This is a genomic window from Nocardia sp. NPDC004123 (genome assembly GCF_053603795.1).
The window spans coordinates 1-14500 of the sequence record NZ_JBSGGG010000050.1 but is presented as its reverse complement, the minus strand read 5'-3'; the positions used below and the strand labels follow the sequence as shown (position 1 = coordinate 14500).

Genomic DNA, 14500 nt, shown 5'->3' with positions numbered 1-14500 from the left:
GCGATGAACGAAGTGCGCGAATCCTTCCCGCAGCCGCCGGCGACAATGAGCCGCCGCCGGGTTCTCGGCGGCGTTGTCGCCGGTACGCTCGGCGCCGCGGCAACCGCTGCGGCCGTGCCGGTCGACCTGGCGGTTCCTGCCCGCGCCCAGCAGCCCGCGCCCACCGGCACCTACCGCATCGATCTGCATGCGCATTTCCTGCCGCCGGACTACCGCGCCGCACTGCTCGAGCACGGGCACCTCACCATCGGTGGCTACCCGACGCCGGACTGGTCGCCGGAAGCCGCGATCGCGTTCATGGACTACTACGGCATTCAGGCGCAAGCGCTTTCGGTGTCCGACCCGGGCGTATCGTTCCTGTCCGGCAAGGAAGCCGCCGACATGGCCCGCTATTGCAACACCTATGCGGCAGGGCTTTTCAAATCCGACCCGACCCGCTTCGGCGCCTTCGCGGTGCTGCCGATGCCCGATATCCCGGCCGCCATCGAGGAGGCGATCTACGCCTTGGATGACCTGCGTCTGGACGGGGTCATCCTGCTGTCGGCCTATGACGGCGTCTATCTCGGCGATCCGCGTTTCGAACCGCTGATGATCGCGCTCGAACAACGCCGCGCGTATGTCTTCGTCCATCCCGCGGCCATCCCCGGAACCGCGAAACCTGCGCTGCCGCTGCCGGACTTCCTCGAGGAATTCACCTTCGACACCACCCGTGCCGCCACCATGATGATGCTCACCGGGGTGACCCAGCGGTACCCGAATATTCGCTTCCAACTCGCCCACGCCGGGGGCACCCTGCCCTTTCTGTCCTGGCGGGTCGGCGTGGCCTCGGAAACCGTGGTGGGGCAGATGTGGCCGCAGGGGTGGCCGAAGCCCTCGCTGCTGGATACCGCAGCGCAGATCTCGAACTTCTACTACGACACGGCGCTGAGCGGCTCGGCCGCGGCCATGTCGAGCGTGCTCGCGGTCACCGCTCGCGACCACATCGTCTTCGGCTCGGATTGGCCGTTCAGTGCCATGACACTCCCGCAATCGGGGACACACGATCCTGCCCCGGGGCTGAGCGATATCTTCGATACCGATCAGCGTATGGAGGTCGAACGGCTCAATCCGCTACGACAGCTTCCCCGGCTCGCACAGGCCGTGGGCGGGTGACCCGTAGCTTCGGCTCGCACCGCGCGGCGCGCCGAATATCTCGCCGACCGTGAATCGTCCCTGAAGGAGGAGAACCGTGGGACACGGGAACCGCATCGACACTCATCAACACCTCGTGCCGCCGAAATACGCGGACTTGCTGCACGCCAGGGGAATTCGTCCCGGCGGCATCGATCTACCACAGTGGTCGGAATCCGAGGCCGTGGATTTCATGGATCGCCGCGGCATCCGGACCGGCATCCTGTCCTTGTCCACACCGGGAGTCTGCCTGGGAGGCACGGCTGAAGCCCGGACCTGGGCCCGTGAGGTGAACGAATACGGCGCGGAGATCGTGCGGCGACGACCCGACCGGTTCGGGCTGTTCGCCACGCTGACCCTGCCGGACGTGGACGGCGCGCTGGCCGAGGCCGAATACGCGCTCGACGCCCTGCACGCCGACGGAATCGTGCTGCTGGCGAACAACGATGGCCGCTACCTCGGGGATCCGGAGTTCGCGCCACTGCTGGAACTGCTGCACCAGCGCGAGAGCGTGGTCTTCATTCACCCGGGCGAATTGCCGGCCGAGCCGGTGCCGGGCATCCCGAGCTTCGCGGCCGACTTCCTGCTCGACACCACCCGCACGGCGCTCAGTCTCATCCTGTCCGGCGCCATGTACCGATATCCCGGCATCAAATTCATTCTCGCCCACGCCGGCGGATTCGTCCCCTACATCGCCTCTCGGATCCTCTTGGCGATGTTCGTCGCGAAAACATCTGCGCAGCAGCCAATTCCGGCCGACGATACCGCCGTCGACCCGACCGTGCTGAAGCGGTTCTACTACGACGTCGCCCTGTCCGCCTCTCCCGCGGCACTACCGAGCCTGCTGGCGGTCGCCGAACCCGACCACATCACCTACGGCAGCGACTTCCCCTTCGCCCCGCCCGCCGCGGTCGACTTCATCAATCACGAATACGAGAACTACCCGCTGGACGACTCCCTGCGCGCGGCCATCGACCGTGGCAACGCGGAGGCGTTGTTCCCCCGGTTGAAGGCTTGAGGGCCTCGCGTATCGGTGTGTGCTCGATGGTTGCGCGATACGCTTTGGAGGTGCCGGTAAGGGGATGGCACCGAAGCTGTGTCGTTTATTCAGGTGTGGTTGTCGATCGTCGCGTGCGGCCACACCTCGGGGATTCACGTCTCGGGGTACCGATGTGGTGCATGAGCCCTTCGAGGATCTGATCATCGATCCAGCCGAACGGAGCCGCACGGCGCTCGCCGCGGCCGCGGCCCGATTCGAGCAGGCGTGGGCCGCGTCAGGGTGTCCTCCCGACCTGTCGGCGTACCTGCCCGACGCCGATGCCGAGCGGCGGGCGGTGCTGGTGGAACTGATCAAGGTCGACCTCGAGAACCGCTGGGTTCGGCATCACTTTCCCAAGCGACTCGCCGAATACTGCGAGCAGTACGCCGAACTGCGCAGCGGCCCACCGCCTGCGGACCTGGTCTACGAGGAATACCACGCCCTCCGCCGTGGCTCCGGCTCGCAGCCGGTCGCGGGGGAGGAGCCGACGCAAGCCGGGGCTGCCGAGCCCGAAGCCACCGAGATCGGCCGGCCTCCTGTCGAGCTGGACACGACCGAATATCGCAGCACGATGGTCGCTCGCCCGAGCGCGCAGGTCGCGCTCGGGGCGATCAATCCCGGTGACAGGGTGGGGGACTTCGATTTGCTGACGATGATCGGGGAGGGTGCGTTCGCTCGTGTGTATCTGGCGCGGCAGCGGTCGATGCAGCGGCTGGTCGCGGTGAAGATCTCGCACAATCACGGCACCGAGCCGGAGACCCTTGCCCAGTTGGACCATGAGTACATCGTGCGGATCTTCGACCAGCGATTGATCGCCGACGGCGAGCTCAAGCTGCTCTACATGCAGTACCTGCCGGGCGGCACGCTGCTCGATGTGCTGAATCGACTGCGGTCGACCCCGGTTGATGCCCGTAGCGGGCGGGTGTTGCTCGATGCCGTCGACGGGGTGCTCGAGGACAAGGGTGAGGTTCGTGCTGCTGATACGGCGGTGCGGGCCCGGATCGCGGCGATGACGTGGCCGGAAACGGTCGCCTGGCTGGGGTGCCGGCTCGCCGACGCGCTCGGGCACGCCGCCGGGCGCGGGGTGCTGCATCGCGACATCAAACCGGCGAACGTGCTGCTGAGCGCCGACGGGATACCCAAGCTCGCCGACTTCAATGTCAGCTTCAGTCGACAGATCCGGGGTACCAGCCCGCTGGCGTACTTCGGTGGGTCGCTGGCCTACATGTCACCCGAACAGCTCGAGGCGTGCCATCCGGAGCTTCCGGGGACGGCCGGTGACCTCGATACGCGTAGTGACATCTATGCGCTGGCGGTGATGTTGTGGGCGTTGCTCACCGGCCGTATCCCGTTCGCGGACGAGGAATGCGCCGGTATGTCGGAGACGTCGCTGGGCCGGATGCTGGAGCTGCGTCGCCGGCCGATCGATGCGCGGTTCCTGTCCGAGGTTCCCGCCGATTGTCCTGCGGCGTTGCGGCAGGTGTTGCTGACCTGCCTGTCACCGGATCGCGAGTCCCGCTACGGCAGCGGATCGGAATTGGCTGTGCAGTTCGATCTGTGCCTCGACGAGCGGGCCCGTGACCTCGTCTATCCACCGGAGAACAGTTGGCGGGCACGGCTTTCGCCCCACTACGTCCCGATCCTGTGGCTTATCGCATTGGTCGCCGACGGCCTGGCGGCGGGCTACCTGTACGGGCAAACCATGCAGTTCGGCAGCGGGCTCTTGCCCGGTGGTGCCACCCGCTCGGAGCTCTTACGGTTGACGAACATCTTCCACCTGATCGCCTGGCCGCTGGCCCTCGCGAGCTGGTTCTATATTTGTCGGCATCTGATCGCGGTGCCCCGCGGCCTGCGCAAGGGCAGACGCTACGACGAGGCGCTGCTGGCCCGGGTCCGGTCGTTCACCCTGTTCTGGGCCGATTTCGACGTGATGTTCACCCTGGTGTTCTGGACGATCGGCGCGGGGGTGTTCGTGGCCCTGCTCGCCACGGTGGTCCGCCTTCCGCCGCGGCTGCTGGTGCATTCGGTGGAGTTCGTGCTGGTGTGTGCCGCGTTCGCGGTTTCCTACACGTTCTTCGTGCAGACGTTCTACATCGTCCGTTGCGTGTACCCGATCTATTTGCGCCATGGCCGCACGACGGCTCGCGATGCCGCCCACCTGCGCGCACTGCGCCGCAGATGCACGGTCTACCTCGGCATTGCGGCATCGGTGCCCCTGGTGGCCGTGGTTACCGGATTGAGCTTCCTCGGGCAGGACGAGCGTGCGCGCATCATGGATTCGGTGCTGTGGCTGTGCGTGATCACCGGACTCGCGTTCGTGGCCACCTACTGGCTGTTCCGAAAGCTGGAGGCCGACCTGCGGGCCCTCGAGCGGGTCGTCGAGAAGCGATCGGGCATCGAGGACGCATGACAACTCCCGGCGTGGGACGCTAGGAGGCCGCTGCGCCGGCCATGCCGCGCTCGATGGCCGCGACGATCTGCGGGCGGAGCGCGGCCGCGGGGATGATCGAATGCACTGAACCGACCTCGCGGGCGCGCGCGATGGTGTGGATCGCCTCGAACTCGGCGGCGACCTCGCCCAGCTTGTCCGAGCGCACCGCGGCCTGCCGGGCGGCCAGTTCGACTCGCAGCCGGGCCCTTTCGGCGCCGTCGGCGGCGATCCGCGCCTCGAGCTCGCGTACTTCCGGGTCCGCTGCGGTGCGGTTGTTCACCTCGCGGGAGAACACCACCGCCGCCGCGGGTGCGCCGCCGATCACGGAGGCGAACGAGCCTTCGACCGCGAGCACCTCCATATTGTCGTTGAGCGCGCCGGAGAAGACCACGAAGGCTCCGCCGTGGTAGCGCGAGATCACGCAGAACACGATCGGGCCGTCGAAATTCACTATCGCGCGGCCGATTTCGGCGCCGTATTCCAGTTGGATGTTGCGCAGTGATTCGGGCGAACCGTCGAAACCGGAGAGATTCGCCAGAATCACCACGGGCCGGTTGCCGCTGGCGGCGTTGATCGCGCGGGCCGTCTTCTTCGACGACTGCGGGAACAGGGTTCCCGAGGTCCAGGTGTCCGGGCCGTCGGCCGGGACCCAGCCCTTGCGCTGGATCGTGCGGGATTCGAAGCCCACCACGGTCACCGGATAGCCGGCCAGATGGGCGTCGAACACCACCGAGGTGTCGGCGCCGGCCATGTCCGCCCACCGCTCCAGCACCGTGTGGTCCTGGTCGACCACCGACCGCATCACCGTGCGGATATCGAACGGCTTCTTGCGCTCCGGGTTCTGCTCGGCGGAGAAGATGTCGCCGACGACGCTGAAGTCGCTGGAGCGGTGCACGTGCGGGTAGCTGCGCACGTCGCGGTCGACCGGATCGGTGGTGACCGCCCGACGCGGGAAACGTTCGCCCGGAGCGACATACGCGTGCTCGTAGTGCGCGAACAGGATGTCGCAGGCGGCGGTCAGGTTCGGCGCCCAGTACTGCGCCTCGCCGTTCGGGCCCATCACCCGGTCATAACCGCCGATGCCGAAGTTGTCCTCGGCCGAGACGCCACCGGAGTAGTCCAGCGACTGCTTGCCGGTGAGCACCATCGCGCTGTCCGGAGTCATCACCAGAATGCCCTTGGTGTGCGCCAGCATGGTCGCCTCGGCGTTCCAATACGGCTGGGCGCCCACATTGATGCCCGCGACGATGATGTTGATCTCGCCGCCGCCCTGGGTGAAGGTGATGATCCGGCGCAGCGCACGCGACACCCAGTCCATGTTCTCGGTGCCGCTGTCCATCGAGATGGTGGCACCGGAGGACAGCGTGAACCATTCCACCGGCACGCCGAGGCTCTCCGCGAGATCGATGGCGGCGACCACGCGTGCGCATTCGTTCCCGGCGACGGTTCCCAGCGCCTTGGTCGGGTCGCCGAACAGGGCGATACGGGTCATGCCCTCGGGATAACGGTCGGTGATCGTGGTCACCTGCCCCACGATCACGCCGGCCGTATTGCGGCCGTACGGGCGGTCCACCGGCCCCAGCTTTCCGGACGAATCGAGGTCGAGCTCGGTGAAGCTGCCGCGACCGCGGGTCAGCAGCGGAATCAGTTCGTACGGATAGACGGTGCCGCGAGCCCTGGCGCGTTGCACCCGCTGGGCGTACTCGTCGAGCGGGCGCAGCGGATCGGTGGGCGGCTCGGTGATCGCGAAACTGATCTCGTCGCTCGAATGGTACGAGAAGCGCAGCGCCACATCGCGAATCGTGTCGTCGGGGCCCGTCGAGAGGCGGCCGATGACGGTGATCTCCTCCAGGCCGGCGCCCAGGGTCAGTGGCGCGATGGTGTGCGCGATCACCTCGATGCGGTCGGACGGGATCTCCATCACCGGCCAGACGAACAGCGCAATCCGGTTGTGGTCCAACCGCTTCGGCTCACGCTGCGTCTGCGCGCGGCGGATGCCGTCGAGGCACGCCGCGATCTTGCGCTCGATCGCCGGTACGGTCACGATCTCGCCGTTCTCGTCCCGCTGGGCGGAGAAGTCGCGTACCTCGGCGAGGGCGATGAACCGCTCGTCGGCCGGATTGTGCTTGGCGACAGAGTGATACAGATAGATGCCGGACGGCGCGGGCAGACGGGTGCCGTTGAAGTTCTTCAACCGCCACAGGTCCAAGCGCTGCCCGGTGAGCGGATGCATGTCACGGATGATGAGGTCTTCGGAGAGCCCGGATTCCGTGCGGCGGAAGGTGACATGCCGGACGTCGGCGGTGTCGCCGTCCAGGACCGCCACCGAGATACGCCGCCAGGTGCCGGACTGCGGATGCGCTTCCAGTTCGGTGCGCAGCGCCGCCGACAGCTCGTCCCCGTCGGCCGGCGCATCGTGCCACGAAATGTAGATGTCGACAACGAGATTCGGCACGTTCGGCCCCGCCGCGTCGGCCACGACGTCGAGCGTGGCCGCCAGGTCGGCATGTTCGGCCACCGTGGAGACCAGGTGCAGCCGCTCCCCGGCGAGCTCGAACGTGCCGGTCACCAGGTGCCGGCCCGAGCGGTCGAAGGCCATCACGTCGTCGAGGTCGTGGATCCGGTAGTACTGCCGGGTGATCACCTCGAGCAGCGGGTTCGGATCCGAGATGTATTGCCCCAGTAGGCCGGTCAAAGGTTCCGGGGCGTCGACCATGGCCGCGACGCGCCGCGCGTAGAAGGAGGCGCTGGGCCGCCGGGCCAGGTAGGCGAGGCTACCGCGCACCTTGTCGTACACATCCTCGCGGGCCGCGCGGATCAGCGGCTCGTCGAATACCCGGAAGCGCAGGGTCCGTGCCACGTCGCCGATCAGCGGATAACGCAACTGCGTGGCCAGGATGAGGCGGTCGAGCACCTCCCTGAGCTCGGGCACCTCCGCGGTGCGCTCGTCGGCATTGGCCAGCCAGCGCTCGAGTTCGCCGGCGATCACCGGTACCTGGTTGTCCATCCGTTGCAGGGCCAGGAACAGGCGATAGACCGCCTCCTCCAGTTCGGGCGTGCGGTCGAGCGAGGTCACATCGTAGTGTCCCAATGCGCGAGAAAGCCTGGCGCGGAAGGACTCCGGCAATCCCTGCACATCCACGTCGAGTGACTGCAGGAACGAGTGGAAGTGTTCACGCGGGCTGTGCACGGGGTCGGCCACCTCGCTCTCGCCGATGGTCGGGCGGTTGCGGGACAGCTCGCAGACGTCGGCGAAGGTGGTCAGGATCGCCAGTTCGGCCTGGGTCAGCTCCGGGTCGTCCCCCGACAGCTCGTTGCGCAGCTCGTTGTACTCCTCGAGCAGCGTGCGGGCCCGGGCGGCGCTGACGTCGTAACCCGTGAGCAGGGTGCTCAGGGCGTCCAGCCGCGCGAAGGCCTCGGAACGGGCGTCGCCGCGGATCTGCTCCGGCGGCGCGAACTCCACGCGGCGGCTCTCGCCGACGCCCCCGAGGGCGTCACAGGTATCGATGGCGTCCACGCGCAGCAGCGGCGCACCGGCATCCACCTGCGAGTTCACCACGGCGTTGAGCTCCCGGACCCGGCCCGGACCGGGGGCACGGACCGCGGTCTCCATCTTCATGGATTCCAGCACCACCAGGGTGGCGCCGGCCTCGACCTCGTCGCCGACCGCGACCGGAACCGCGACCACGACCGCGGGCGCGGGCGCCCGCACGATGCCGGCCTCGTCCTGACTGATCTGGTGGCCGACGCCATCCACCTCGACCAGGTAGCCGGTCGGCCCGGCCACCGAGACGACGTGATGGCGGCGGTGAGCGATCGCGTAGCGGCTTTCGAAGGCGCTCAGCCGATCGACGACGACCTCCAGGTCACCGGAATCGCCGCTCACCTGGTAGCGCCGCGGGCCCACCTGGCCGACCACCAGCGTGTAGGGCTGGTTGCGATAGGACAGCTCCACCGTCCGCCCGATGGCGTGCCTGGCCCGTGGGCGGCCGCCGCGTGCGGAGGAGAGGAAGGCGGCACGCTCGTGCGCTTCCTCGGTGTCGTAGGTGTCGATGGCAGCGGCCAGCAGCGCGACATCGGCGACCGCGGTCGGGCCGTCCGCGGTGCCGGCGCCGGTGCGATCCAGCCAGCCGGTATCGGCCTCGCCGGAGATCAACTCGGGGCGGCTCAGCAGGTCCAGCAGGAACGACTTGGTGGTGGTGCCACCCTCGACGACGACCGTGGTCTCGCGCAGCCCGGTGCGCAGCCGGGCGAGCGCCTCGTCGCGGTCGCGGCCCCACGCGATCACCTTGGCCACCATCGAGTCGTAGTCCGGCGGGATCACATCGCCCTCGGCGATGCCGGTGTCCACCCGCAGGCCCGAGCCCAGCGGGAACCTGAGCAGTTGCAGCCTTCCGGGCGCCGGGGCGAAACCGTTGTCGGCGTCCTCGGCATTGAGCCGGGCCTCGATCGCGTGGCCGAACTCCGACGGGCCCTCGCCGTCGAGCGCGCCGCCGGACGCCACGTGGATCTGCAGCTTGACCAAGTCCAGGCCGGTGGTGGCCTCGGTGATCGGATGCTCGACCTGGAGGCGGGTGTTCACCTCGAGGAAGGTGAACCGCCGCTCGTCGGGCTGGTAGAGGTATTCGACGGTGGCGGCGCCGCAGTATCCGGCCGCCTTCACCAGGTCGGCGGACACCTTGCGCAGGTGATCGGCCTCGTCCTTGGTCACCACCGGAGACGAGGATTCCTCGATCACCTTCTGGTTCTTGCGCTGGATGGAACAGTCCCGCACGCCGGGCGCCCACACCGTGCCGTGGTTGTCCGCGATCACCTGGACCTCGATGTGGCGGGCGCCGGTGACCAGGCGTTCCAGGAACACGACGGGGTCGCCGAAGGAACGTTCGGCCTCGCGCTGGGTGCGCTCGAGCGCGAGATCCAGTTCGTCCTCGGCGTACACCTTGCGGATGCCGCGGCCGCCGCCGCCCGAGCGGGCCTTGATGATCAGCGGATAGCCGATGGCGTGTGCGTGCCTGCGGGCGTCGGCGCCGGTCTCGACCGGGCCGCCGGACCAGGGCGCGACGGGGACGCCGACCTTTTCGGCCAGCAGTTTCGCCTCGATCTTGTCGCCGAGCAGGCGCATGGCGTGCGAGGACGGACCGATGAAGGTGATGCCGAGCTTGCTGACGAGATCGGCGAACACCGGGTCCTCGGCCACGAAACCCCAGCCCACCCAGACCGCGTCGGCCGCGGCCTCGATCAACGCGCGCTCGAGCTCGGCGTGGTCCAGATAGGGGTTGGTGGCGCCGTTGCGCCGCAGGGTGACGGTCTCGTCGGCCTGGCGAACGAACAGCGCACGCCGCTCGGCATGGGTGTGCAGGGCGATGGTGCGGATCCCGTGGTCGTACTCGGCATTGAGCTCGCGGACAGCCCGGATCAGACGCACCGCTGGTTCGCCTCTATTGACTATGGCAATCCGCTGGATCATTTCTCCGTCCATTCTCGTGTCGGCGAATCGCGTCGTCGGCATTCATTGTTAACACCGCTTCGACGGTGTGGCGCGCAACGGCACCGAGAGAGTCATCAAAAAGTGTCCCACCGCCGGACATCACCTCAGGTGTTGATTGTCTTCACCCTGGGGACGAGTCGGAGGGCCTCGAGGGTGATGGATACCGACCGGTCTCAACTCGTAGGTTCGTTGTACCCCGAAAAGACAGATACCGGGTTCCATGTTCCCCACCAAAGCTCAAGTAGGAGAAGGCCGATGGTATTTCAACCTCATCGTTCGCTGATCGTGGCTCACGTGCGTCCGGATGCTATTTCCAACGTTGGCGAGATCTTCGCGGAATCTGATTCTTTGACGGATCTACCGGGGATTGCGGGTGTGACCCGGCGTGAGCTGTGGGCTTTGGATGATCTGTATGTGCACTTGGTGGAGACCGAGGAGCCCGGTGGCGCCGCGATTGGCAGGGCTGCGCGGCATCCGGAGTTCGCCCGGGTCAGTGCCCGGTTGCGCGAGTTCGTTTCGCCCTATCTCGCGAACTGGCAATCGCCGGAGGATGCGCGGGCTCGCATGTTCTACAGCTGGACACCGGAATCCGGTCCGAGGCTGGAGATCCCTAACCGATCGGCTTCGGGTTTCACTACACGAGGGAAGGAAGAGAAGTAAATGTCGGATGTATTCACCATCGAGACGTTGCGCGCGATCTTGGACGAGCATGTCGGGGTCGACATCGGGCCGGAGGAGTTGGAGAGGGCGGACGCGCTGACTCTGGAGGAGATCGGTGTGGATTCGTTGGCGGTCTTCGAGATTCAGAGTGTCGTGGAACGTGACTTCGATGTCAGGTTGCCTGCTCAACTGCTCGGGATGACCGGTGGTGACGTGGTTCGGTTCGTCGAGTTCGCTTTTATCAAGGAGGTTGCGTGATGTCGGGACACACAGAGAATTCGATCCTGATCGATGCGCCACTCGAGGTGGTGTGGGATTCGACCAATGATGTTCGGTCCTGGCCGAATTTGTTCTCCGAGTATGCCGCTGTCGATGTTCTCGCGGAGGAGGGTGACACGGTTCGTTTCCGGCTGACGATGCATCCCGACGAGGCGGGGCAGGTGTGGAGCTGGGTCAGTGAGCGGACCGTTGATCGGGTGAATCGGACCGTGGACGCGCATCGGGTGGAGACCGGGCCGTTCGAGTACATGCAGATCCATTGGAGTTATGCCGAGTCCGGATCGGGTACGCGGATGACTTGGGTGCAGGACTTTCATATGCGTCCGGGCGCGCCGATCGACGACGCCGGCATGACCGATCGCATCAATACCAACAGTGTGATCCAGATGCAGCTCATCAAGGAAAAGGTCGAAGGACATCTCGTCGGCGCGCCGCCGCGTGCTTGACCGCCACACCAACAAGCCCCCCGAATCCACCATGTCGCATCACTCATCGAGAGGAATTTTGACTATGACGAAGTTGCCGCCGGCTCGCATCGATGTTTCCGACCTGCCCGCAGACCGTCGCCGGGGCGGTGAAATCAGGACTGTGCTGAGTCCGAAAACCGTTGGCAGCACGTCTGGTTTCACCGGAGTTGCCACCCTCGAGCCGGGGGAGCGTATCGCCGAGCACTATCACCCGTATTCGGAGGAGTTTCTGTATTGCGTGCAGGGAGACCTGACTGTCGACCTCGACGATGAGCAGTGGTCGTTGTCCGCGGGGCAGGGACTGTTCGTGCCGATCGGTGTCCGGCACCGGGTGCGCAATACCGGGACCGAGACCGCGAGCATCGTCTTTCACCTGGGACCGCTCGCCCCGCGACCCGAACTCGGCCATGTGGACACGGAAGCGTCGACGGATGGCGCCGCGACCGCGCAGAGAGCGCGATGAACCGCCGCGCAGTGATCACCGGGATCGGTGTCGTCGCCCCGAGCGGAAACTCGGCGAGCGAGCACTGGAAAACCGTTGTGGCAGGCGAGAATCGGATCGCACCGATCACGCAATTCGATGCCTCCGCGTATTCGACCACGCTGGCCGGAGAGGTCCGTGACTTCGTGCCGGAAGATTACCTGGATCGCCGTCTGATCGTGCAGACCGACCGGTGGACGTGGATGTCGCTGGCGGCGACAGCACAGGCCTTGACCGATGCCGAGCTCGATCCGTCCACCGTCGATCCGTACCGGCAGTCGGTGGCCCTGGCGGCCTCGACGGGTGGAAATCATTTCGGCCAGCGGGAGATGCAGCGACTGTGGTCGGGATCGACGCGCACCGTCGGCACCTATCAATCGATCGCCTGGTTCTATGCGGCAAGCGCTGGGCAAACATCGATTCTGCATCAGATGAAGGGTCCGTCGAGCGTGCTCGTCGCCGAAGCGGCGGGCGGCCTGGACAGCCTCGGATACGCCGCGCGCGCGATCGGTCGCGGCGCCGCCGATGTCGTCCTGGCCGGCGGCACCGAGGCGCCACTGTGCCCCTACGCGCTCACGGCCTCGCGTCGCAGCGGATGGATGAGCCGGCAGACGGACCCCGAACGCGCATATCTGCCCTTCGATGCCGATGCCGCCGGATATGTCCCCGCCGAAGGCGGCGCCATCTTCGTCGTGGAAGAAGAGCAGCACGCGCTACGGCGCGGCGCGCCGTACGTGTACGCGGAGATCGCCGGGTATGCGGCCACCCAGGACGGTCGTACCTCCCGCCCCTGGGGCGACACCACGGTCGAGCCGCCGTCGAGGTACCTTGCCGCCGCACTGCAGCGAGCACTGGACCGGGCGCAGGCCGCGCCAGGGCACACGGATGTCGTGTTCGCCGACGCGGTCGGTGTACCGGCTGCCGACCGGGCCGAAGCCGACGCGATCCGCACCGTCTTCCCGGACGGGGTACCCGTCACCGGTCAGAAAGGACTGCTGGGCAGAGCTTCCCAGGGCAGCTCCGCGCTCGACGTCGCAACCGCTGTGCTGGCCATGCGGGAACACACTCTGCCCGCGTTCGGGGCGTTGCCCAATCCGGCGCCGGGGTGCGAACTCGATTTCGTCGCTGCTCCGCAGCGAGCAGCCATCGACATCGCCGCCGTCGCCGCACGCGGATACGACGGCTTCAACAGTGCGCTGGTTCTGCGCCGACCCGAAGGAGTCTCACAGTGAACGACAACGAGAGCATCAACGGCAGCCGCCTCGGGCGCGGTCGTGTCGTCTTCTTGATCACCGTGCCACTGGAACGGCAAAACGAGTTCCTCGCTGCCTACGAGGACATCCGGCACGTCGTCGCCGAGGGCGTTCCCGGGCATATCGTCGACCAGGTCTGCCAATCGGCGACCGATCCCGAGCAGTGGCTGATCACGAGCGAGTGGCAAGACCTCCAGGACTTCTACGACTGGGAAGCCACGCCGGAACACCGCACGCTCGTCGGTCCGATGCGTGAATGTTTCACCGCCGCAAGGTCATTGAAGTTCACCATCGTGGCGGCCACGACCGCCGCAGCCCGCGAGACGGCCTGGTAGATCTGGCCGGGCTGCCCCGTCACCACCGAAACATCAACCACCACCGAAACATCAACCCCGACACGGTCGGAGAAATGATCATCATGCGCATTTCGAAAGTCGCATCGAGCACATCTGAAAAAGACATCTCGGCACCGACTGCCGCACGCATTCGCGCAGGCGCCGAGCACTATAATCGATCAGAGTTGGCCGTGTACGACCGGATGGTATTAGGGACGGTGAGTCGCTGGATCTGGCGATGTCCACGCACGAGAATGTTGGCGCACTATGACGCCAATATTGCCGGTCGCCATCTCGACATCGGCCCGGGAACGGGATGGTTTCTGGACAACTGTAAACTCCCGCCGAATCCGTCGATTACATTGCTGGATCTGAATGATGTGGTACTCGACACCGCCGCGAGACGCATCGAGCGCTATCACCCCACCATCTGCCAGAGCAACGTTTTCGAACCACTGGACCTCTATCCTGCCGCACAGTTCGATTCTGTCGGCATGAACTTCCTCTTGCACTGCCTGCCCGGTTCGGTCCGGCAAAAATCGGTGGTCTTCGACCACGTGATACCTCATCTCGCGCCCGGTGCCCGAGTATTCGGAAGTACTATTCTGGGCGAAAGTGCCGAGCATACCCCCTGGTCGCGCGCACTGATGCGTTACCTGAATCGAGAAAAGGTGTTCGGCAATAGGGGCGACAGCATCGAGTCCATCTCGCATGAGTTGAAGGCGCGTTTCGCCGAGGTACATATCCGGCAGTCAGGTGTCGTCTGTCTCTTCTCCGCGCGCGATCCGCATTGAGCTCGACGACCGGAAGATCAGCCCGGCTTCGGCCGGAGAAAGGTGATGATTATGCGTAATGACAACGATTCCTGGGACATCAAGACGAGTGTCGGCGCTACCG

General features: G+C 66.2%; 11 protein-coding genes. 10 read left to right on the top strand and 1 reads right to left on the bottom strand.

Annotation, left to right across the window (positions count from 1 at the left end):
• Positions 1-3: 3 nt before the first annotated feature.
• The 3 genes from ACWEQQ_RS43815 (at position 4) to ACWEQQ_RS43805 (ending at position 4619) form a co-directional block, all read left to right on the top strand.
• Positions 4-1152 (top strand): amidohydrolase family protein, encoded by a 1149-nt coding sequence (locus ACWEQQ_RS43815; RefSeq protein WP_452352405.1) that lies wholly within the window; start codon positions 4-6, stop codon positions 1150-1152.
• 76 nt (positions 1153-1228) lie between these two features.
• A complete protein-coding gene (locus ACWEQQ_RS43810) occupies positions 1229-2188 on the top strand; it encodes an amidohydrolase family protein (protein ID WP_452344810.1) in 960 nt (319 codons plus the stop codon).
• Positions 2189-2342: 154 nt separating this feature from the next.
• Complete coding sequence (locus tag ACWEQQ_RS43805; RefSeq protein WP_452352404.1) at positions 2343-4619, top strand: serine/threonine-protein kinase; 2277 nt, start codon at positions 2343-2345, stop codon at positions 4617-4619.
• Between the two features lie 19 nt (positions 4620-4638).
• Here ACWEQQ_RS43805 and ACWEQQ_RS43800 read toward each other — a convergent pair whose 3' ends face one another.
• A complete protein-coding gene (locus tag ACWEQQ_RS43800) occupies positions 4639-10107 on the bottom strand; it encodes an ATP-binding protein (RefSeq protein WP_452352403.1) in 5469 nt (1822 codons plus the stop codon).
• 276 nt (positions 10108-10383) lie between these two features.
• Between ACWEQQ_RS43800 and ACWEQQ_RS43795 the strand changes: the two genes are divergently transcribed.
• The 7 genes from ACWEQQ_RS43795 to ACWEQQ_RS43765 all read left to right on the top strand — a co-directional run bounded on the left by ACWEQQ_RS43795 (position 10384) and on the right by ACWEQQ_RS43765 (position 14397).
• The gene (locus ACWEQQ_RS43795) at positions 10384-10788 is read left to right on the top strand and encodes a TcmI family type II polyketide cyclase (RefSeq protein WP_452344807.1); all 405 of its coding nucleotides are present in this window, start codon (positions 10384-10386) and stop codon (positions 10786-10788) included.
• Positions 10789-11046 (top strand): acyl carrier protein, encoded by a 258-nt coding sequence (locus ACWEQQ_RS43790; protein WP_354844502.1) that lies wholly within the window; start codon positions 10789-10791, stop codon positions 11044-11046.
• Entirely contained in the window at positions 11046-11513 is a 468-nt protein-coding gene (locus ACWEQQ_RS43785) for an SRPBCC family protein (protein WP_452344806.1), read from the top strand. The genes ACWEQQ_RS43790 and ACWEQQ_RS43785 overlap by 1 nt, the downstream gene beginning before the upstream one ends.
• A 64-nt stretch (positions 11514-11577) precedes the next feature.
• Complete coding sequence (locus ACWEQQ_RS43780) at positions 11578-11997, top strand: cupin domain-containing protein (RefSeq protein WP_452352402.1); 420 nt, start codon at positions 11578-11580, stop codon at positions 11995-11997.
• On the top strand, positions 11994-13247 hold the full coding sequence (locus ACWEQQ_RS43775; RefSeq protein WP_452352401.1) for a beta-ketoacyl synthase N-terminal-like domain-containing protein: 1254 nt from the start codon (positions 11994-11996) through the stop codon (positions 13245-13247). Before ACWEQQ_RS43780 ends, ACWEQQ_RS43775 begins: the two co-directional genes overlap by 4 nt.
• Positions 13244-13603 (top strand): antibiotic biosynthesis monooxygenase family protein, encoded by a 360-nt coding sequence (locus ACWEQQ_RS43770; protein ID WP_452346553.1) that lies wholly within the window; start codon positions 13244-13246, stop codon positions 13601-13603. The genes ACWEQQ_RS43775 and ACWEQQ_RS43770 overlap by 4 nt, the downstream gene beginning before the upstream one ends.
• Positions 13525-14397 (top strand): class I SAM-dependent methyltransferase, encoded by an 873-nt coding sequence (locus tag ACWEQQ_RS43765; protein ID WP_452352400.1) that lies wholly within the window; start codon positions 13525-13527, stop codon positions 14395-14397. Before ACWEQQ_RS43770 ends, ACWEQQ_RS43765 begins: the two co-directional genes overlap by 79 nt.
• The last annotated feature ends 103 nt before the right edge of the window (positions 14398-14500 follow it).